The sequence below is a fragment of the Lysinibacillus sp. NPDC059133 genome (genome assembly GCF_042755925.1).
Taxonomy (GTDB): Bacteria; Bacillota; Bacilli; order Bacillales_A; family Planococcaceae; genus Lysinibacillus.
Map to the genome: position 1 here is coordinate 12,500 of NZ_JBHZDH010000051.1, position 19,883 is coordinate 32,382.

Below are 19,883 nucleotides of genomic sequence, written 5' to 3' on the forward strand. Positions count from 1 at the left end.
TTGGTGTTCCAAATAATTTTTTAACGGATTCACTTGATATAGAAGAACGCCCACGAATTGAAGAGCGCAACGGAGCGGTCTTGATGGTTATTCATGTCCCATACGACCAATTAGATGTCGAGAGTTCTGATCAAGACGTGAAGTATCGGACAATTCCAATGGGTATCATACACACAAAAAATCATATGATAACGATTTGTAGAGAAGAGTTACCTTTTATGAAGGATTTGTTTAATGGTGAAATAACTCTTTGTGAGACACATATGAAAACGCGCAACACTTTAAATATATTAAGTATAACGGCTCGAGCATATATTCGTTTTTTAGCTACAATTGAACGGGAGATCACTTTAGCAGAAAAGGAACTTGCCAAGTCATATCGTAATAGTGAGATGTACACACTCCTTCACTTAAACGAAAGTCTTATATATATGGTAACTTCTCTCAAACAAATGAAATTTACGATGCAAAAAATATTACATGGTAGCTCTATCAAATTAGACGAAGACGATGCAAGTATTTTAGACGACGTCCTTATTGAAATTGATCAAGCATATGAAGTGACGGAAATTAATCAAATTAATTTAAATAATATTATGGATGCATATGGTAACGTAATTCAAAACAATGTAAGCCAAGTTCTTAAATTACTCGCTTCATTTACAATCATATTATCGGTACCGATGTTAATTGCCAGCATTTATGGAATGAATGTACCTCTACCATATCAAAATACATCAAATGCATTTTGGGTAGTGATTGTTGTAATGTTCTTGTTAACAGGATTGGCTACTTTCATTTTTTACAAAAAAAATTATTTCTCTCGGTAGCATAGTGGGATAGAATATACTCATTTTTAATGAGCTTAGTTATGATTAGCAATTATAGTGCGAATTGACAGAAGGAAATATTTTTTTTATAATTCTCGTTAGAAAATAGTAAAAAACGATGATGGAATAAGTACGTATTTGTGCGTGTAAAAGAAAGGGATTTCTAGGCTGAAAAAATCCTCACAATAGCAAATGCCGAAAGCTACTCCAGAGTGCAGTTAATCACTGCCGTTCACTTACGTTACAAGTGCTAAAGAGGTAAGTATATTTTTACTTACAACTAGGGTGGTACCGCGAGACAAACACAAGTCCTCGTCCCTTTTTGGGGATGGGGGCTTTTTTATGTCTATCTGCGCGAAAGCTTACGCCGAAGCAAAATTGATTTGCGGACTCATTTCGTATTTTACAAAACATATTGGGAGGAACTTTTCATATGAAAGCAGTAGAAATTCGCCGCATGTATTTAGAATTCTTTAAAGAAAAAGGTCATCATCATGAGCCATCAGCACCACTTGTGCCAATCAATGACCCATCATTACTTTGGATTAACTCAGGTGTTGCAACACTTAAACCATATTTCGATGGTCGTATCATTCCTGACAATCCACGTATTACAAATGCCCAAAAATCAATTCGTACAAATGATATTGAAAACGTAGGTAAAACGGCTCGACACCATACGTTTTTTGAAATGCTAGGTAACTTCTCGATTGGAGATTACTTCAAAAAAGAAGCTATTCATTTCGCTTGGGAATTCTTAACGGATAAAAAATGGATGGGCTTTGATCCAGAGCTTTTATCTATTACTATTCATCCTGAAGACCAAGAAGCGTATGACGTTTGGCATAACGAAATTGGTATTCCTGAAGAGCGTTTAATCCGACTTGAGGGGAACTTCTGGGATATCGGTGAAGGTCCATCTGGTCCTAACTCAGAAATTTTTTATGACCGTGGGGAAGAATACGGTTCAGATGAAAATGATCCGGAAATGTATCCAGGTGGTGAAAATGAACGCTATCTTGAAATTTGGAACTTAGTGTTCTCTCAATTCAACCATAATCCTGATGGCACATATACGCCACTTCCAAAGCAAAATATTGATACAGGTATGGGTCTAGAGCGTATCGTATCAGTTGTTCAAAATGTTCCAACGAACTTTGATACTGATTTATTCATGCCTATTATTGAAAAAATCGAGCAGTTAGCAAATCGCCCATACAAACGTCCAGGTGAAGTGGCGCTAAGTGAAATCTTCGGTTCAGAAGAAGATATTAATACACCATTTAAAGTTATCGCGGACCATATCCGTACAGTGGCGTTTGCCATTGGTGATGGTGCTCTTCCTTCAAATGAAGGTCGTGGATATGTATTACGTCGTTTACTTCGTCGTGCAGTGCGCTATGCAAAACAAATCGGCATTGAAAAGCCATTTATGTTTGAATTAGTACCAACTGTTGGTGAAATTATGAATGATTTCTACCCAGAGGTAACGGAAAAATGCGAATTTATCCAACGTGTTATTAAAAATGAAGAAATTCGCTTCCATGAAACATTAGACGGTGGTCTTGCTATCTTTAACGAAGTTGTAGCAGCTCAAAAAGCAGCAGGTCATGACTATATTCCAGGTGCAGATGCATTCCGTTTATATGATACTTACGGTTTCCCAATCGAATTAACAGAAGAGTATGCGGAAGAAGTAGGTATGAAGGTAGATCATGAAGGCTTTGAAGTAGCAATGGAAGAACAACGTGAACGTGCACGTGCGGCTCGTCAAGATGTAGATTCTATGCAAGTACAAAACGAAGTGCTAGCAAACTTGACGGTTGCAAGTGAATTTGTAGGCTATGATACATTAGCGACAGACACAGAAGTTGCAGCGATCATTGTCAACGGCCAAGTATCAAAAGTAGCATCTGAAGGGCAAGAAGCATTAGTTATTTTAGCTAAAACACCATTCTATGCTGAAATGGGTGGTCAAATTGCGGATAGCGGTGTTATTTCTAATGATAGCTTTACTGCCATTGTGAAAGATGTACAAAAAGCTCCAAATGGTCAGCCGCTTCAGACTGTACTTGTAGAATCTGGGGAAATGCATGTTGAAGATGCTGTGAAAGCAGTAGTTAACCGTGATGAACGTAATTTAATTATTAAAAACCATACAGCAACACATATTATGCAACGTGCATTAAAAGACGTATTAGGCGACCATGTTAGCCAAGCTGGCTCATATGTAGGACCTGATCGTTTACGCTTTGACTTCTCTCACTTTGGACAAGTAACAAAAGAGGAATTACAACAAATTGAACGTATTGTAAATGAAAAAGTGTGGGATGATATAGAGGTCGTTATTGAAGAAAAAGGTATCGAAGAAGCGAAAGCTATGGGCGCAATGGCGCTATTCGGTGAGAAATATGGCGATATCGTTCGCGTTGTTTCAATTGGAGATTACTCTATTGAGCTTTGCGGTGGTATTCACGTAAAACGCTCTTCTGAAATTGGCTTCTTCAAAATTGTTTCAGAAGGTGGTATCGGTGCAGGTACTCGTCGTATCGAGGCTGTGACAGGTAAAGTTGCATATGAAGCAGTAAAAGAGGAAGAAGCTTTATTAAACGAAGCGGCAGCATTATTAAAAGCAAATCCAAAAGATCTTGTGACAAAAGTACAAGCATTGCAAGCTGATTACAAAGATTTACAACGTGAAAATGAGGCATTATCACAAAAAATCGCGAATGCACAAGCGGGCGCTATTGTGGACGCAGCGCAAACTTTTGGGGATGTAACTGTTCTATCTACTAAAGTTGAGGCGAAGGACAACAATCAACTGCGTCAAATGATGGATGACTTGAAAGCTAAAATGCCTAAAGCTGTTATCGTTCTTGGTGCTGTCGATGGCGAAAAGGTTATGCTATGTGCTGGAGTAACAAAAGATTTAGTTGGTGGCAATTACCACGCAGGAAATATCGTAAAAATGGTAGCAGAAGCATGTGGTGGTAAAGGTGGCGGTCGTCCAGATATGGCGATGGCAGGTGCAAAAGAAGCATCAAAACTTGATGAAGCACTACTTTCTGTGTATGATTATGTTAAATCCATTTAACTTCTTTCAGCGAAAAGAAGTTAAAGCCTCCGGCGGATGTCACGGAATCGGCAAAGGAGTTCGCATAGGATGTTAGCCTAAAATCATCGCATTCATGCGATAACGGCTAACTGACCTGCATCGGTAAAAACGCCACGTCCTGTGGCATTACCGAAATGACCGACATCGTGTCGGCCCTCAGCAGGCCTAAACACAAAGCCGATTCCGGACGCAATTATGCCGAGGCATAATTGATAATACGCCAAAACATGTTATAATAAAGAGAAATTGGAGATGGCTTTTGTTGCACATCTCCTTATTTCTGAAAGCGAGGTGCTGGTCATGAGTTCATTTGATCAAACTATGAAATTTAATTTTCCAGAAGAATCAATGGAACAGGAAGTCAAGCAGGTAATGTTGAAAGTACATTCTTCATTAGAGGAAAAGGGATATAACCCTATCAATCAGATTGTCGGTTATTTACTTTCTGGTGATCCGGCGTATATTCCTCGCCATCAGGATGCTCGTAATTTAATTCGCAAGCTTGAGCGTGACGAAATTCTAGAAGAGCTTGTTAAGTTTTATATTAAAAAGAATAACGAGGACTAGAAATGAGAATTATGGGATTGGACGTTGGGTCAAAAACCGTTGGCGTTGCTGCTAGTGATGCTTTAGGGTGGACGGCTCAAGGTATTGAAACCGTAAAAATTGATGAAGCTAACGGCGAGTTTGGCATTGAGCGAATAGCCGAGCTAGTGAAGGAGTACGCTATAACAGAATTTGTTGTAGGATACCCGAAAAACATGAATAATACGGTTGGACCGCGTGGTGAGGCTTCTGAAGACTATAAAAAGCTTTTAGAAGAAACATTTTCACTACCGGTTAAGCTTTGGGATGAGCGTTTAACTACGATGGCTGCTGAGCGTATGCTAATCGAAGCTGACGTGAGTCGCAAAAAGCGTAAGCAAGTCATTGATAAAATGGCTGCTGTGATGATTTTACAAGGCTACTTGGATAGCAAAAATTAATTGATGAGGTGACAACCACATGGCACAAGAGCATAACCATGAAGAAGAATTACATGTACAACACATTACAGTGATTGACGAGAACGGAAATGAACAGCTTTGTGAAGTAATTCACGTACACGAATCAGCTGAATTTGGCAAATCATACGTATTTTACTCAATGGTAGGCGCAGAAGAAGATGAAGATGGCTCTGTAGAAATCTTCGTATCTTCATTCGTTCCATCTGAAAATGGTGAAGATGGTGAATTAACACCAATCGAAACTGAAGCAGAGTGGGATATGGTAGAAGACGTATTAAACGCTTTAGAGGATGAAAACGAGGAATAATCATCGTAATCTTTAAAAGTGTGGAACAAGGATGGCAACAAGCACTCCTTGTTCCTTTTTTACTTTAGGAAGAATGAAACTATGAGGTTGTAATGCGCCTATGGTGAATATATAAAGATTTTTATCAAAGTTTGAACCATAGTTAAAAGGAGGAGATTAAATGAACGAGGAAACGCAAGAATTTCTGATCATTGGAGAGAATGGCAAGGAGCAAAAGTGTCGTGTTGTTTTCACCTTCGATGCAGAAGAGAAATCATATGTATTGTTTTCGTTAATCGACGAAGAGGGTAATGAAATTCCTGGAGACATTTCTGCTATGACATTTGATTATGATGATAATAATGGAGAAATGACTAATCTGCAGCCTGTTGAAACAGAGGCAGAATGGGAAATGATTAATGAGGTAGTCCTGACACTTCTAGACGAATTTGAAGAAGAACCGCAGCTATTTACAATAACAGATGAGGCTGGGGCAGATCAGGTATGTGAGGTTATTCATACATTTTCATCAGAACAATTTGGCAAATCCTATGTTCTTTATGTGCTGGCAACGGACGAGCCAATCGAGGACCGAGATATTTTTGCTTCTCAATACGTATCTGGAAATGACGGAACGATTGAAGATTTATTACCGATTGAAACAGATGAAGAATGGGCATTTGTTGAAGATGTATTAAATGAATTGTAATTAGAACTCTGAGTGGTAACTTGCTACTCAGAGTTTTTTTATTGAGAATGATTAATATGAAGGGGTGCTTGCGGAATTTAATAGAAAATTTCTATCTCATATGTAAAAATATTCTATCCGAAAATGAAATTCATGTATTTTTGAGTGAATTTGATTGTTTTTCGAGAATAAATGAGACTTCTTGAAAATTTTTTTATCTGAATTTTTAAATATTTACAGATAAAACGAGATATCGAACATTGACCAATCATAAGTAAACAGATAAGATTTGTTTTACATTAAACCAAGTAAGTTGATTTATAAAGGAGGAAATAGAGGATGAGGACAATATGGGGACTACTAGTCGGTGTATTAGTGATAGGTTTGTTGGTAGGCTGCACAAACAAAGGAGAAGCGAGTAAAGATGAAACAGTAACATTAAAGGTGGGGGCAGCCAATGTGCCACATGCGGAAGTACTAGAGTACTTAGCAAAGGATCTTGAAAAAGATGGCGTGAAATTAGACATTATAATTTTAAAAGATGCTGTTCAAACAAATCAGCAAACGGCAGATGGTGAACTAGATTTTAATTACTTTCAACACATTCCGTTTTTAGAACAAACGAATAAAGAAAGCCATTTAGATTTAGTGAGTGTAAAAGGAATTCATATTGAACCTTTTGGTGTGTACTCTAAAAAAATTAAAAATATAAATGATTTACCGCAAAATGCAAAGATTTCGGTCCCGAATGATGTCGTCAATTTTTCGCGGGCCTTACTACTATTTCAGAATAATGGACTAATTGAATTGAATAAAGCAAAGGAAAATAACTATGCAGTTGAGGATATTACAAAAAACGAAAATAATATTGAATTTATCGGTGTTGATTCTCAGTTATTAACTCGTTCACTAGATGATGTAGACGCAGCGGCAATTAATACGAACTACGCCTTAGAAGGGGGCTATAACCCTAAGGAGGATGCTCTTATTATTGAAGGTTCAGAATCGCCATATGTCAATATTATTGCGACTACAAAAGAAAAGCAAAATGATCCAGCAATTCAAACAGTCGTTAAATGGCTGACAAGCGAAAAGGCGCGCACTTTTTTTGAAGATCGGTATAAGGGGGCTGTCGTTCCAGCATTTTAGCTTAAAATCGAGGGCGTCAAAACTAAGGAGGTAGACGTGAAATGATTGAATTTATCGAAACGACAAAGGAATTTAAGGTAGGAACAACCGTTGTAACGGCATTAAATCACATTAATTTAACGATTCAAAAAGGTGATGTTTTTGGTGTTATCGGCTTTAGCGGTGCTGGCAAAAGTACATTAATACGGACAGTGAACTTACTGGAGGAACCAACGTCTGGTCGCGTTCTTGTGAATGGCAAAGAGCTGACAACATTAAGTAAAAAGCAGCTCCGCGAGGAAAAGAAAAACATTGGTATGATTTTTCAACACTTCAATCTTCTCCGTTCAAAAACTGTCTTCGAAAATGTTGCGATGCCTTTAGTATTAAGCGGCGTTAAAAAATCAAACATTGAAGGTCAAGTAAGGGAAGTTTTGTCGTTTGTCGGTTTACAGGACAAAGCCGAGCGCTATATCGATGAGTTGTCAGGTGGACAAAAGCAGAGAGTGGGCATTGCTCGTGCACTTGTCACAAAGCCAACAATTCTATTGTGTGATGAAGCGACCTCTGCTCTTGACCCGCAAACGACTAAATCTATTTTGGAGCTACTAAAGCGAGTCAATATCGAGTATGGTATTACCATTTTAATGATTACACATGAAATGGAAGTCATAAGGGATATTTGCAATCGTGTGGCTGTTATGGAAAACGGAAGAGTAATTGAAACGGGCAATGTACTTGAAATTTTTTCTGCACCGCAAAAGGAGACGACTAAAAACTTTGTACAATCGGTAGTTCGAGATGAAATTCCACAATCTGTTTACGAGCAACTTAAAACGATAGATCAGTCTAAAAAAATTTATAACCTGAAATTTATAGGTGTAGACGTTGGGCAGCCGGTTGTCTCTCAAGTAGCAAAAAAGTTTGATGTTGATGTAAATGTACTGTTTGGCAATATTACAGAGCTACAAGGGATTCCCTTTGGTAATTTAATCGTTGAGCTAGTTGGCGTAGATAAAGAAATAGAAAAGGCGCATCAATTTATTCGAACGAAAGATATTCAAATAGAGGAGGTTATTGCACATGAAGGTGAGCTCACAAATCATTATCGACGCAGTGTTAGACACGCTGTACATGGTTAGTATTTCGTTATTTTTTGGTGCCATTTTAGGCTTTATTTTAGGGATTACTTTAGTTGTGACGAGAAAAGGGCATATTCTTGAAAATAAAATAATTTTCTCAATCATCAATCCCATCGTCAATACCCTACGCTCCATTCCGTTCATTATTTTGCTTGTTGCTATCATTCCATTTACACGCTTGCTCGTTGGAACGGCGATAGGTACGACTGCTGCCATTGTGCCGCTCGTCTTGCATATAGGTCCGTATATATCTAGGTTAATAGAAAATTCATTATTGGAAGTGGATGAAGGCATTATTGAAGCAGCGAAGGCAATGGGTGCCTCCCCACTTCAAATTATTCAAAAGTTTTTGTTACCTGAAGCTTTCCCCTCTTTAATATTAAGTGTCACGACTGCGACAATTGGGCTTATTGGGGCGACTGCAATGGCAGGGGCTGTTGGAGGAGGTGGCCTTGGTGATGTAGCTATTACTTACGGCTATCAACGCTTTGACAATGTCACAATTTTAGTAACAGTGGTGATTTTAGTAGTACTTGTACAAATTATTCAAAGTATAGGAAATAGTCTTGAACGAAAATTACGCAGAGTGTCATAAAGGAGAATTTTAATATGAGGAAACTAAATTATTTTTTCGGCTTAATAGCATTACTGTTCCTACTAGTTGCTTGTGCAAAAGCAGATGAAAAAGATACTGTAAAGGTTGGTATTCGTAGCTCGGAATTGAAAACATGGGAGTATATAAAAAAACAGGCTGCTAAGGAAGATATAAATCTTGATTTAGTGACATTCTCAGCACAATATGACCCGAACCAAGCATTGGCGGAGGGGGAAGTTGATATCAATGCGTTTCAACATGTAGCCTACTTAAATTTATTTAATACGAATAACAAAACAGATTTACAGGCGATTGGCACAACGATTATGGCTCCGATAGGTTTATATTCAAACAAATATAAATCCTTGGATGATATGAAAGAGGCCGCCAAAATTGCTGTACCAAACGATCCTTCTAACTGGGGGAGAGCTTTACTGCTGTTACAGGAAAATGGATTACTGACGGTTACGGATAATTTTGATGGCAACGGTGGAGAGGATCGGATTAAAGATAATCCAAAAAAATTGAACATTTTACCAGTAGATAGTGCGACGACACCGAGGGTTATGGAGGATGCTGATTTTGCGGTCATTAATAATGGGGTCGCTGTCGAAGCAGACCTACTATTGAAAGATGCTATTATTCATGAAAATGAAACGGCGAAGCCATTTATTAATGTCATCGTAGCAAGGCCTGAAGATAAGGACAACGAGACATTGAAAAAAATTGTTGACATCTATCAGCGTGAAGAAACTGCTAATTTCATTAAAGATGTTTCTAATGGCAATTATATTCCTGTAAAGATGCCTTTAGATGAATTAGCTACTTGGAAAGAGTTTTATCTTCATTGACCAACACTATATTAGCCTAATGCCTTTGTTTATATGTGGATAGTGAAATGGATTCATTTTTAAGGGAGATGACGAGAAAATGACTAAGAAAAAGGAGTTAAAGCTTGCGTTATATTTAATTGGGGCAGGTATGCATGTTGCAGCTTGGAAACATCCTTCAGCAAAAGTTAATGCAAGCATCGATATTAAAGCTTTACAAAAGGTGGCGCAAATTGCTGAAAAGGGTAAGTTTGATATTGCTTTTGTTGCGGATAGTTTAGCGATCAATCATGAATCACATCCACATATTTTAAATCGCTTTGATCCTCTTATACAGATTACAGCTTTGGCAGCTGCGACAACGAAAATTGGACTTGGTGCAACTGCATCAACCACATATAGTGAGCCATATGTGCTTGCAAGGCAACTAATGTCTGTAGACCATATTAGTGATGGTAGAGTCGGATGGAATCTAGTGACAACAGCAGATGCCACAGGAGAGACGGCTTTAAACTTTAGCCGTGACAAGCATTCGGAGCACGATCATCGTTACGAACGAGCGGAGGAATTTATCGATATAGTTCAGTCGTTATGGGATTCATGGGAGGACGATGCTTTTGTCTACGACCGTGATCATAATATTTTTTATGACCGTAATAAAGTACATGAGACCGCTTTTAAAGGCAAATATTTATCAGTGAAAGGTCCGTTGAATATTGCACGTTCCGTTCAGGGGCAGCCTGTTATTGTTCAGGCGGGTGCTTCAAAACCTGGGCAAAAATTAGCAGCACGAACAGCGGAGGTCGTTTTTGTTCATTGGGATAATATTGAAAAGTCCAAGGAGCATTATCTACATTTAAAGGCACAGCTTGCTCCATTTGGTCGCACCGAGGAGGAGCTCCTTGTGTTACAGGGGATATCGCCAATTGTGGGGGATACTGAGGAAGAGGCCATCCGTAAGTATAATGAATTACAGGCGTTGATTGACCCATATGAGAGCTTAAAATTTGTTTCGGGTTATATGGGGAATGTGGATTTTTCTAAATACTCGTTAGATACACCTGCAATTGAAGTGGATTTTCCTAAGGTCAACAGTATTCAAAGTCATTTCTATGAGCATTTAGAGATTATCAAAAAAGAAAATTTAAAGGTTGGCGAATTATATGCGCGCCTATTTGGTCCTGCGAAGCGCGATGCCTTTGTTGGAACACCCACACAAATTGCTGATGAGATGGAGCGGTGGATTACAGAGGCAGCGGCAGATGGCTTTATGTTACAGTTTCCATTATTGCCCCGTGATTTAGAAGACTTTGTGAACAAAGTTGTGCCAATTTTACAAGAGCGTGGTATTTATCGTAAAGAGTATACAGGTTCAACACTAAGGGAACATTTAGGGCTGAAAAAACCACAAAATAGATTTACGAAAAGCAAGGTGACTCATTAATGAGTGATGTTTATATTCGTAACGATCGTGAGAAAAAGCTAGTTCAATATGCTTATGAATTGGCACAACAAATTGACAAGACAGCTAGTAAATATGATGAGAGTGGAGAATTTCCGTTTGAGCACTTTAAAATCTTAGAGGATGCGGGTTATTTTAAATTAACCGTGCCGAAAAAATACGGCGGCGAGCGAGGAAAGGGGAATATTTTCCGTGGTAGTTTACCTGGAACAATTGCCAAAAAAGTGCCTAGAGGCTATATCATTACAGGTGAAGATGATGTAGTTGTTTTACAGCTTGCGAAGAGTTTACTAGTCGATGTCAAACAAGGCGCTTTTCAATTATAGGTATCATTTCATCTTGAAGTTTTTCAACCGTTATCTTGGGGAAAATAGTATTGAATCTGCTAACAATATAGTTGGCAGATTTTTGTTTTACTTCATGAAGGGGCTTTCCATTCCAATAATCAAAACGACTCCATTATTATCTATCTGGTTTTCTCTAGTATGTTATTAATGACTTAAAACTGTTTTTGTTTCAGTTTGTTGATGAATTCTTGGAAATCAACTTTGATTATTATATTCATCCTATTGTCATAAGCTATTTTTTTATGTGTGCTATTTCTACTGAATTTTCTATTTCTGTTTGTCGTGAAAGTTGATTTCTAGTATGATAATGGAGTGATAGGGGGGAAACCCGTGAATAACGGTTCAAAAAAACAAGAAATGTTATCAAAAATGCAAGAAAGAAAATCCGAGGTAAAAATTGTGAGAAAAATCGTTGCTATTGTTGCAATTGCTTTGATCCTAATAATAGGGGTAGTCGGTTTAATTGGCTATAGTTATGTGAAGAGTGCATTAAAACCAGTAGATCCAGATGCGACTAAAACAATAGCGGTTGAAGTACCAATTGGCTCAGGTTTAAGCTCTATTTCGACTCTACTAAAGGAAAAAGGGTTAATTAAAGATGCTCGTGTTTTTAAATACTATGCCAAATTTAAAAATGAATCCCAGTTCCAAGCAGGAAAATATGATTTAACACAGTCAATGACATTAGATGAACTAATCGAAAGTTTAAAAACCGGAAAGGTCTACCGTACACCAGTCTTTACAATGACCATTCCTGAAGGCTTAACACTTGAACAAATCGGTAATATTGTGGAAAAGAAAACGTCGTACACTCAAAAGGAATTTATGGACTTAGTAACAAGCGATACATTTGTTCAACAAATGAAGGCTAAATATCCTGAGCTTGTGACGGATGCGGTTTTAGCCGATAATATTCGTTATGATTTAGAGGGCTATTTATTCCCTGCAACGTATTCTTATTTTGAAGAAAAACCAACATTGGAATCGATTGTAGATGAAATGGTAGGGGCAATGGACAAGGTTGTGAAAAATTACAGCGATGTTCTAACTGAAAAGCAAATGTCAGTACATCAATTATTAACATTTGCTTCATTATTGGAAAGAGAAGCTACTGCTCAAACAGATCGAGAAACAATTGCGAGCGTATTCTATAACCGTATCGATCAAGGGATGCCGCTTCAAACAGATCCAACTGTTTTATATGCACTAGGATCTCATAAAGATCGTGTACTTTATAAAGATTTAGAAGTAGATAATGCCTATAATACCTACAAAAATAAAGGCTTAACACCAGGTCCTATTGCGGGTGCTGGAAAAACTTCAATTGAAGCAGTACTTAATCCAAGTAAAACAGAATATCTCTTCTTCTTAGCGGATAAAGAGGGTGTCAATCATTTCTCGAAAACATATGAAGAACATTTACAGAAAGAACAACAATATTTGCGCAAGGCAGAGTAATTTTTGTTAACTTCTTTCAGTCAATGTTTTTAGAAGACTCCCAGGTGAGATGCATGCGGTTTTAAGTTACTTTTCAGCGGGTGTCCATACATCTGCTGAAAACGTAATTATGCCGAGGCATAATTGATATTATTAAAAAATAAATAGCAATAAAGTGGATAGAAGGAAAGAAAAATAGCTTTCCTTCTATTTTCGTGCTATTATAAATTGTGATTTTTAATCGATCCGCATGGGAATAATTCAATCAGTCCGTTAATGTGGAATAATATACGTGGTGGCAATTGTTTAAAGCTTATAAAAACAATTGCTCATTTTTGTATGACGAAGTACCAAGACATCACGTTTGGTCTTTTTCTTTTTGTTGCTAAATGATGAAGTACAGACAACGAGGATTGCTCGTTGCGCCTCTGGCGGATGTCACAGAATCGGAAAGTAGTGCTTATAGGATAATGACCGACATCGTGTCGGCCCTGGTGCAGGCCTAAGTACAAAGCCGATTCCGGACGCAATTATGCCGAGGCATAATTGATATGAGGGTGAACTTAAAAATGGAATTATCAGATGCATATATTCAATCATTTATTCAGCCACGTAATGAATTGCTTTTAGAAATGGAAGCATTTGCGGAGGAGAATCATGTACCGATTATGCAGCTTGCAGGTATTGATGCACTAAATCAACTGCTACGTATTCAAAATCCGTCGAAAATTTTAGAGATTGGTTCAGCAATTGGTTATTCTGCTATAAGAATGGCAGAGGCTTTACCAAATGTGCAAATCGTTACAATTGAGCGTGATACAGAGCGTGTTGGGAGAGCGAAGGCTTATATTAAACGTTCTACAGTTACAGATCGTATTACGGTCATTGAAGGTGACGCCTTAGAGGTGAACGATGAAGCAATTCATACGACCTTCGATGCAGTTTTCATCGATGCTGCAAAGGGACAATATCAACGCTTTTTTGAAAAGTATGCGCCACTAGTAAAATCTGGCGGAGTTCTATATATCGATAATATGTATATGCATGGCTTATCAGATTTGGATTTAAAAGATGTACCGCGTCGCAAGCGTACAATGATTCGCAATTTAAAAAACTTCACCGAATGGATTATGCAGCACCCTGATTATACTAGTGCATTTTTACCAGTCGGTGATGGTTTATTACTATGTTTGAAGAGGTGACTATTATGAAAAAACCTGAATTGCTTGTTACACCGCAATCAGTGGACCATGTAAAAGCACTTTTACAGGCTGGAGCAGATGCTTTTGTCATTGGTGAACAACAATTTGGCCTTCGTCTAGCAGGGGAATTTTCTGTTAGTGAAGTAGAAGAAGCTACAAAGTTGATTCATGCAGCGGGTAAAAAGGTTTATGTTGCGGTAAATGCGCTATTCCATAATGAAAAATTGGATGCGCTTGCCGAATATGTAAAAGAAATGCAACGCATTGGTGTTGATCGTTTAATTTATGGTGATCCAGCAGTATTAATCATCTGTCGTGAGCAAGGTGTTACAATACCGCTACACTGGAATCCAGAAACGACAGCAACGAACTGGTTTACGGCAAATTATTGGGGGAAACGCGGAGCAACTCGCGCAGTACTTTCACGTGAACTTTCTTTAGATGAAGTACTAGAAATTAAAGAAAAAGTAGATGTAGAGATTGAGGTTCAAGTACATGGAATGACATGTATGTTCCAATCAAAACGCCCATTACTAGGCCATTATTTCTTATATCAAGATAAAGTAATGGAAATTGAAAATCGTAAGGAAAATCGCAATATGTTCCTTCATGATGATGAACGTAATAATAAATATCCAATTTATGAAGACGCTAACGGTACGCATATTTTCAGTCCAAACGATATGTGCATTATTGATGAGCTTGGCGAATTATTCGAAGGTGGCATGGATGCATTGAAAATTGAAGGTGTTCTTCAAACACCTGAATATGTAGTCACAGTAACAGAAGCTTATCGTCAAGCAATTGACACATATTTTGACGAATCAGAAGATGCGTATGAAGATATTAAAGATGATTTATTAGCTAAAATTGAAGAAATTCAGCCTGCCATCAGACCTCTTGATACTGGCTTTATCTTCAAGGAAACAGTTTACTAGGAGGTGGCAAGAACATGGCATTAGTATTAGAACAAAATGACAAAATTCGTGAGATTGTAGACGGTAAACGTGTCATTACAAAAAAACCAGAGCTACTTGCCCCTGCAGGTAGTTTAGAAAAATTAAAAGTAGCAGTACATTATGGAGCGGACGCTGTATTTATCGGTGGACGAGAGTTCGGTCTACGTTCAAACGCAGATAACTTCTCAATTGAAGAAATGCGCGAAGGTGTTGAATTCGCCAATAAGTATGGTGCGAAAATCTATGTTACGACAAATATTTTCGCCCACAATGAAAATATGGACGGCTTAGAGCAGTATTTAAAAGATATTGAATCTGCAGGTGTTACAGGCATTATTGTAGCGGATCCACTTATTATTGAAACATGCCGTACAGCTGCACCAAAGCTTGAAATTCACCTTTCTACACAGCAATCTTTATCAAACTGGAAGGCAGTCCAGTATTGGAAAGAAGAAGGCTTACATCGTGTAGTATTAGCACGTGAAGTAGGCGGCGAAGAAATGAAGCTGATGAAGGAAAAAGTCGATATTGAAATTGAGGCATTCGTTCATGGAGCGATGTGTATCGCCTATTCTGGTCGCTGTGTACTTTCAAATCATATGACTGCTCGTGACTCTAACCGTGGTGGCTGTTGTCAATCTTGTCGCTGGGACTATGATTTATATGAGCTAGAGGATGGCGAAGAAAAGGCACTTTTCGATGATCATCACGCGTCTTTCGCGATGAGTCCGAAAGACTTAAAGCTGATTGAAGCAATTCCACATATGATTGAGCTTGGTATTGATTCATTAAAAGTAGAAGGTCGCATGAAATCAATTCACTATGTTGCTACAGTTGTTTCAGTGTACCGCAAAGTGATTGACGCTTATTGTGCGGACCCTGACAATTTTAAAATTAAACGTGAATGGCTTGAGGAACTAGACAAATGTGCTAACCGTGATACTGCTGAAGCATTCTTCCACGATGCCCCTGGTCACGAGGAGCAAATGTTTGGTGTACATGGTCGTAAAACGACTTATGAGTTTGCTGGTTTAATTTTAGAACATAACCCAGAAACGAAAATGGTAACCATGCAACAACGTAACTATTTTAAACCTGGCGATGAGGTAGAATTCTTTGGACCAGAAATCGAAAATTTCCGTTTTACAATGGGTGAAATTTGGGATGAAGATGGCAATAGCTTAGATGCTGCTCGTCATCCACTACAAATTGTTAAATTTAAATGCGACACACCATTAAAATCACATAATATGATGCGAAAGGAGAATAATTAATGGCAACGAAGCGTCCAGTCGTCATCGGAATCGCTGGTGGCTCATGCTCGGGAAAAACGAGTGTGACTCATGCTATTTATGATGTTTTCCGCGATCATTCAGTAGTTGTAATTGAACAAGATTTTTATTATAAAGATCAAAGTCATTTAACGTTTGAGGAGCGTTTAGGTACAAACTATGACCATCCGTTAGCGTTTGATAATGATTTGTTAATTGAGCACCTAAAAAAATTATTGGTCCGTCAACCAATCGAAAAGCCTGTGTATGATTATGTGCAGCATACAAGAGCAAAAGAAGTTATTCATGTAGAGCCTGTAGATGTTATTATACTAGAAGGTATTTTAGTGTTAGAAGATGCAGATTTACGTGATTTAATGGACATTAAATTATTTGTAGATACGGACTCAGATTTACGTATTATTCGTCGTATAATGCGTGATATAAAAGAGCGTGGACGTACAACAGATTCTGTAATCGAGCAATATTTATCGGCAGTGCGTCCAATGCACAATTTATTTATTGAGCCGACGAAACGTTATGCTGATATTATTATTCCTGAAGGCGGGGATAATGAGGTTGCGATTGATTTAATGGTAACTAAGATTAAAACTATCCTTGAAACCGACAACGTATTGTAATAAGATAGAGTGGTATTGACAATATTTACATGCATATCTGTGCATATTTCAGAAAGGCATGCATACTATTAGGTCAAAGAGTAATTTGAAACCGTTAAAAATAATAAAATTCGATTAAGTGAATCCTACAAGGCACTTAATCGAGTTTTATGTTTTTATATTGACGAAAACAAGGAGTGAAGAACTTTGGCAAACGAAAAACAGTACCCAATGACAACTGAAGGTAAAAGAAAATTAGAAGAAGAATTAGTGAAATTAGAAACGGAAACACGTAAGGAAATCGTAGAACGTATTAAAATCGCTCGTGATTTCGGGGATCTTTCTGAAAATGCTGAGTATGACTCTGCAAAAGAAGAACAAGCCTTTTTAGAAGGTCGAATTTCTACATTAAAATCAATGATTCGTAACGCAGTTATTATTTCTGAGGACGAATCAGACAACAGTGTAGTATCATTAGGGAAAACGGTTTCATTTGTAGAAATTATTAATGGAAAACCAACAACAGATGAGGAATCGTATACAATTGTTGGTTCGGCTGAGGCAGATCCAATGGAATTCCGTATTTCAAATGAATCACCAATTGCTAAAGGCTTGCTAGGTCGCGCTGAAGGCGAAGAGGTTGTCGTACAAACACCTGGTGGTGAAATGAAAGTTAAAATTATTTCAATAAAATAATTTTTTGTACAAGCAGTTAGCTTATCTTTGTAAAAGAGAGCTAGCTGCTTTTATCGATTCCGGACGCAATTATGCCATGGCATAATTGATTCAAGAGCTAAAAAATCCAATAAATTCCTTGAAAGGCCTTTGGTTTTGTCTATGATATAATAGGAGCACAATTATTTTGCAAGTGCTGTTGAACTTGATAAAATATTGGCTAGAGAGGGGGAGACTTCATGAGTGAACGACAAACTCGAAGCAGTCGTCATTTGCAGCCATCTCAGAATAAAAAGCTAGATAAACTATTGAATGTTTTAATTGGTATTGTCGTGATATTAATTATTATAGTAGCCACATTTGTGTTTAAATGGCAGGATGATGCAGGGAAAGCTGAGAAAGACGAGCCAATACAGGAGCAGAAGAATCATAAAGAAGACGTGAAGGAAGAGCCTTCTAAAGAGAAAAATAATGATGGAACAGCTCAAGAGGAAACAAAGGAAGAGCCTACAGATGAAAATCAAACATCTGAACAGGATGCTGCTATTGAAACTACGTCAGACGACCCAATTGTTGATAAGGTCGTAACAAATAAGAGTTGGAAGCCTACACCAACAACACAGACAGGTCAGCATGTATCTTCTTACGATGGTAAATCTGTAGACTGGGCTGAAAAGGTGGCCACAGTTACAGCCGTTACAGGCATTGAAAAAGACAACATGATTATCTGGCGTATAAAAAATAACGGAGGCGCAAATTCGTCTATTGCAACAGTTTCAACGAATGATAAGACAAAAAATTATCGCGTCAGCATGGAATGGGTCGACAATGAAGGCTGGTTACCACTGAAACTTGAGCAACTAAATACAGTAAATGGAGCCTATTGACGAAAATAGCGATTGGTTATTTTTAACATGTTTCGGTGGGTGTTAAAACATCCGCTGAAATAGAGGAACTCAGGCCAAGAAATTCACAACCTGTGAAAACGCCTGGGCGACAAGGCACAATTGATTAGAACAGTTGAATAAAGAAGGGAAGTAACAGAAATATGAAAATAGCAGTAATCGGCGCAATGGAAGAGGAAGTAGAGCTTTTACGAGCATCTTTAGAGCATGCAAAAAGCACAACAATTGCAGGTAGTGAGTATACAACAGGAACTTATAAAGGGAACGAGGTAGTTTTATTAAAAAGTGGTATTGGTAAAGTGAATGCTGCAATGTCAACTACTATTCTATTATATGAATTCAAACCTGATGTAGTCATTAATACGGGCTCTGCCGGAGGCTATGATGAAACGCTTGAAGTAGGCGCAATCGTTATTTCAGATGAAGTCCGTCATCATGATGTAGATGTAACAATTTTCGGTTATGAAATGGGTCAAATGGCGGGTATGCCAGCAGCCTATAAATCAGATGAAAGACTTATGAAAGTGGCTGAAGAGGCAGTAGAGGCTGTTGGAGAACACCAATATGGTATTGGTTTAATTTGCTCAGGTGATGCTTTTATGAATGATCCTGTTCGTGTAGAAGCTGTCCGTCGTCACTTCCCGCAAATGAAGGCTGTAGAGATGGAAGCAGCAGCTGTTGCACAAGTATGCTATCAATTTGGTACGCCGTTTGTTGTTATTCGTGCTTTATCAGATATTGCTGGAAAAGAATCGAATATTAGCTTCGATGAGTTTTTACCAGTAGCTGCAAAGCATTCAACACAAATAGTACTAAAAGCTATCGAATCGCTATAAAGGAAATCAGTAGGGTTTTCTTTATTCCACTGATTATTAGTTTTTATCAATCCGCGGGATAAACTACACAAAAAAGTCAAAATGAGTGCCTTTTAGTGTGAGAAAAATCACAGTTTAAAAGTCGCACTAATGCTAAACTGTTGTTAATTAAATCTCTTATATTCAGATGGGAGGCATGCATAATGCTATTTTTAACAACAGGTGTAGTCATTATAACAATGTTACTCGGTACACTTATTTCAGTAGAACTTTCAGAATCTGTTGAAATTCATTAAGGGAGAAGCCCTCTTGCGACATTTTATGACGCAAGGGGGCTTTCTTTATAGTTTAACTTCTTTCAGCAAGTGTTTTCGTAGCGAAAGTGAAACGTCAGCTACAAGTGTTTTCGTAGTGAAAGTGAAAGGGCAGCTACAAGTGTTTTCGTAGCGAAAGTGAAACGGCAGCTACAAGTGTTTTCGTAGCGAAAGTGAAACGGCAGCTACAAGTGTTTTCGTAGCGAAAGTGAAACGGCAGTTACAAGTGTTTTAGTAGCGAAAGTGAAACGGCAG

At 38.0% G+C, this 19,883-nt stretch carries 20 protein-coding genes and 1 other annotated feature; all 20 genes read left to right on the top strand.

The annotated features are described in order from the left end of the window. On the top strand, positions 1 to 830 hold an 830-nt coding region (locus ACFXN8_RS20855), incomplete at its 5' end, for a magnesium transporter CorA family protein (protein ID WP_386847488.1). 109 nt (positions 831 to 939) lie between these two features. Continuing rightward, positions 940 to 1,153, top strand: a binding site (T-box leader). 110 nt (positions 1,154 to 1,263) lie between these two features. After that, positions 1,264 to 3,924, top strand: a complete 2,661-nt coding sequence (gene alaS, locus ACFXN8_RS20860; protein WP_386847489.1) for an alanine--tRNA ligase — start codon at positions 1,264 to 1,266, stop codon at positions 3,922 to 3,924. Positions 3,925 to 4,245: 321 nt separating this feature from the next. Next, positions 4,246 to 4,512: an IreB family regulatory phosphoprotein gene (locus tag ACFXN8_RS20865; RefSeq protein ID WP_004226839.1), complete on the top strand. Its 267-nt coding sequence runs from the start codon at positions 4,246 to 4,248 to the stop codon at positions 4,510 to 4,512. A gap of 2 nt (positions 4,513 to 4,514) precedes the next feature. Next, the gene (gene ruvX, locus ACFXN8_RS20870) at positions 4,515 to 4,931 is read left to right on the top strand and encodes a Holliday junction resolvase RuvX (RefSeq protein WP_386847490.1); all 417 of its coding nucleotides are present in this window, start codon (positions 4,515 to 4,517) and stop codon (positions 4,929 to 4,931) included. Between the two features lie 19 nt (positions 4,932 to 4,950). Further along, positions 4,951 to 5,259 carry a DUF1292 domain-containing protein gene (locus ACFXN8_RS20875; protein ID WP_049667728.1) on the top strand — a complete coding sequence of 103 codons (309 nt, stop codon included), beginning with the start codon at positions 4,951 to 4,953 and terminating at the stop codon, positions 5,257 to 5,259. A 160-nt stretch (positions 5,260 to 5,419) separates the two neighbouring features. Further along, on the top strand, positions 5,420 to 5,947 hold the full coding sequence (locus tag ACFXN8_RS20880; RefSeq protein ID WP_386847491.1) for a DUF1292 domain-containing protein: 528 nt from the start codon (positions 5,420 to 5,422) through the stop codon (positions 5,945 to 5,947). A gap of 318 nt (positions 5,948 to 6,265) precedes the next feature. Next, complete coding sequence (locus ACFXN8_RS20885; RefSeq protein ID WP_386847492.1) at positions 6,266 to 7,075, top strand: MetQ/NlpA family ABC transporter substrate-binding protein; 810 nt, start codon at positions 6,266 to 6,268, stop codon at positions 7,073 to 7,075. A 41-nt stretch (positions 7,076 to 7,116) separates the two neighbouring features. Beyond that, positions 7,117 to 8,196, top strand: coding sequence for a methionine ABC transporter ATP-binding protein (locus ACFXN8_RS20890; protein ID WP_386847493.1), 1,080 nt, complete (start codon positions 7,117 to 7,119; stop codon positions 8,194 to 8,196). Continuing rightward, the gene (locus ACFXN8_RS20895) at positions 8,138 to 8,791 is read left to right on the top strand and encodes a methionine ABC transporter permease (RefSeq protein WP_049667732.1); all 654 of its coding nucleotides are present in this window, start codon (positions 8,138 to 8,140) and stop codon (positions 8,789 to 8,791) included. Before ACFXN8_RS20890 ends, ACFXN8_RS20895 begins: the two co-directional genes overlap by 59 nt. A 14-nt stretch (positions 8,792 to 8,805) precedes the next feature. Beyond that, on the top strand, positions 8,806 to 9,642 hold the full coding sequence (locus ACFXN8_RS20900) for a MetQ/NlpA family ABC transporter substrate-binding protein (RefSeq protein ID WP_386847494.1): 837 nt from the start codon (positions 8,806 to 8,808) through the stop codon (positions 9,640 to 9,642). A 79-nt stretch (positions 9,643 to 9,721) separates the two neighbouring features. Continuing rightward, positions 9,722 to 11,065 carry an LLM class flavin-dependent oxidoreductase gene (locus tag ACFXN8_RS20905; RefSeq protein WP_386847495.1) on the top strand — a complete coding sequence of 448 codons (1,344 nt, stop codon included), beginning with the start codon at positions 9,722 to 9,724 and terminating at the stop codon, positions 11,063 to 11,065. After that, positions 11,065 to 11,409 carry an acyl-CoA dehydrogenase family protein gene (locus tag ACFXN8_RS20910; protein WP_386847496.1) on the top strand — a complete coding sequence of 115 codons (345 nt, stop codon included), beginning with the start codon at positions 11,065 to 11,067 and terminating at the stop codon, positions 11,407 to 11,409. The genes ACFXN8_RS20905 and ACFXN8_RS20910 overlap by 1 nt, the downstream gene beginning before the upstream one ends. Before the next feature lie 351 nt (positions 11,410 to 11,760). Beyond that, positions 11,761 to 12,888, top strand: coding sequence for an endolytic transglycosylase MltG (gene mltG / locus ACFXN8_RS20915; protein WP_376073767.1), 1,128 nt, complete (start codon positions 11,761 to 11,763; stop codon positions 12,886 to 12,888). A gap of 548 nt (positions 12,889 to 13,436) precedes the next feature. Continuing rightward, positions 13,437 to 14,069 (top strand): O-methyltransferase, encoded by a 633-nt coding sequence (locus ACFXN8_RS20920; RefSeq protein ID WP_386847497.1) that lies wholly within the window; start codon positions 13,437 to 13,439, stop codon positions 14,067 to 14,069. A 5-nt stretch (positions 14,070 to 14,074) separates the two neighbouring features. After that, the gene (locus tag ACFXN8_RS20925) at positions 14,075 to 15,007 is read left to right on the top strand and encodes a peptidase U32 family protein (protein ID WP_386847498.1); all 933 of its coding nucleotides are present in this window, start codon (positions 14,075 to 14,077) and stop codon (positions 15,005 to 15,007) included. Between the two features lie 14 nt (positions 15,008 to 15,021). After that, the gene (locus tag ACFXN8_RS20930) at positions 15,022 to 16,302 is read left to right on the top strand and encodes a peptidase U32 family protein (protein ID WP_386847499.1); all 1,281 of its coding nucleotides are present in this window, start codon (positions 15,022 to 15,024) and stop codon (positions 16,300 to 16,302) included. Then, positions 16,302 to 16,940, top strand: coding sequence for a uridine kinase (gene udk / locus ACFXN8_RS20935; RefSeq protein WP_376073760.1), 639 nt, complete (start codon positions 16,302 to 16,304; stop codon positions 16,938 to 16,940). The genes ACFXN8_RS20930 and udk overlap by 1 nt, the downstream gene beginning before the upstream one ends. 186 nt (positions 16,941 to 17,126) lie before the next feature. Beyond that, positions 17,127 to 17,615 carry a transcription elongation factor GreA gene (greA, locus tag ACFXN8_RS20940; protein ID WP_376073758.1) on the top strand — a complete coding sequence of 163 codons (489 nt, stop codon included), beginning with the start codon at positions 17,127 to 17,129 and terminating at the stop codon, positions 17,613 to 17,615. A 218-nt stretch (positions 17,616 to 17,833) separates the two neighbouring features. Continuing rightward, positions 17,834 to 18,481, top strand: coding sequence for a YrrS family protein (locus ACFXN8_RS20945; protein ID WP_376073756.1), 648 nt, complete (start codon positions 17,834 to 17,836; stop codon positions 18,479 to 18,481). 161 nt (positions 18,482 to 18,642) lie between these two features. Next, complete coding sequence (gene mtnN, locus ACFXN8_RS20950; protein ID WP_386847500.1) at positions 18,643 to 19,335, top strand: 5'-methylthioadenosine/S-adenosylhomocysteine nucleosidase; 693 nt, start codon at positions 18,643 to 18,645, stop codon at positions 19,333 to 19,335. The last annotated feature ends 548 nt before the right edge of the window (positions 19,336 to 19,883 follow it).

Excerpts from the sequence above, each read along its gene's own strand:
- ACFXN8_RS20880 (WP_386847491.1), top strand. The coding sequence starts at position 5,420 with ATGAACGAGGAAACGCAAGAATTTCTGATCATTGGAGAGAATGGCAAG.
- ACFXN8_RS20890 (WP_386847493.1), top strand. The coding sequence starts at position 7,117 with ATGATTGAATTTATCGAAACGACAAAGGAATTTAAGGTAGGAACAACC.
- udk (WP_376073760.1), top strand. The coding sequence starts at position 16,302 with ATGGCAACGAAGCGTCCAGTCGTCATCGGAATCGCTGGTGGCTCATGC.
- ACFXN8_RS20885 (WP_386847492.1), top strand. The coding sequence starts at position 6,266 with ATGAGGACAATATGGGGACTACTAGTCGGTGTATTAGTGATAGGTTTG.
- ACFXN8_RS20930 (WP_386847499.1), top strand. The coding sequence starts at position 15,022 with ATGGCATTAGTATTAGAACAAAATGACAAAATTCGTGAGATTGTAGAC.
- ACFXN8_RS20945 (WP_376073756.1), top strand. The coding sequence starts at position 17,834 with ATGAGTGAACGACAAACTCGAAGCAGTCGTCATTTGCAGCCATCTCAG.
- ACFXN8_RS20900 (WP_386847494.1), top strand. The coding sequence starts at position 8,806 with ATGAGGAAACTAAATTATTTTTTCGGCTTAATAGCATTACTGTTCCTA.
- mtnN (WP_386847500.1), top strand. The coding sequence starts at position 18,643 with ATGAAAATAGCAGTAATCGGCGCAATGGAAGAGGAAGTAGAGCTTTTA.
- ACFXN8_RS20925 (WP_386847498.1), top strand. The coding sequence starts at position 14,075 with ATGAAAAAACCTGAATTGCTTGTTACACCGCAATCAGTGGACCATGTA.
- ACFXN8_RS20865 (WP_004226839.1), top strand. The coding sequence starts at position 4,246 with ATGAGTTCATTTGATCAAACTATGAAATTTAATTTTCCAGAAGAATCA.
- alaS (WP_386847489.1), top strand. The coding sequence starts at position 1,264 with ATGAAAGCAGTAGAAATTCGCCGCATGTATTTAGAATTCTTTAAAGAA.
- ACFXN8_RS20875 (WP_049667728.1), top strand. The coding sequence starts at position 4,951 with ATGGCACAAGAGCATAACCATGAAGAAGAATTACATGTACAACACATT.
- ACFXN8_RS20895 (WP_049667732.1), top strand. The coding sequence starts at position 8,138 with ATGAAGGTGAGCTCACAAATCATTATCGACGCAGTGTTAGACACGCTG.
- ruvX (WP_386847490.1), top strand. The coding sequence starts at position 4,515 with ATGAGAATTATGGGATTGGACGTTGGGTCAAAAACCGTTGGCGTTGCT.
- ACFXN8_RS20910 (WP_386847496.1), top strand. The coding sequence starts at position 11,065 with ATGAGTGATGTTTATATTCGTAACGATCGTGAGAAAAAGCTAGTTCAA.
- ACFXN8_RS20905 (WP_386847495.1), top strand. The coding sequence starts at position 9,722 with ATGACTAAGAAAAAGGAGTTAAAGCTTGCGTTATATTTAATTGGGGCA.
- ACFXN8_RS20920 (WP_386847497.1), top strand. The coding sequence starts at position 13,437 with ATGGAATTATCAGATGCATATATTCAATCATTTATTCAGCCACGTAAT.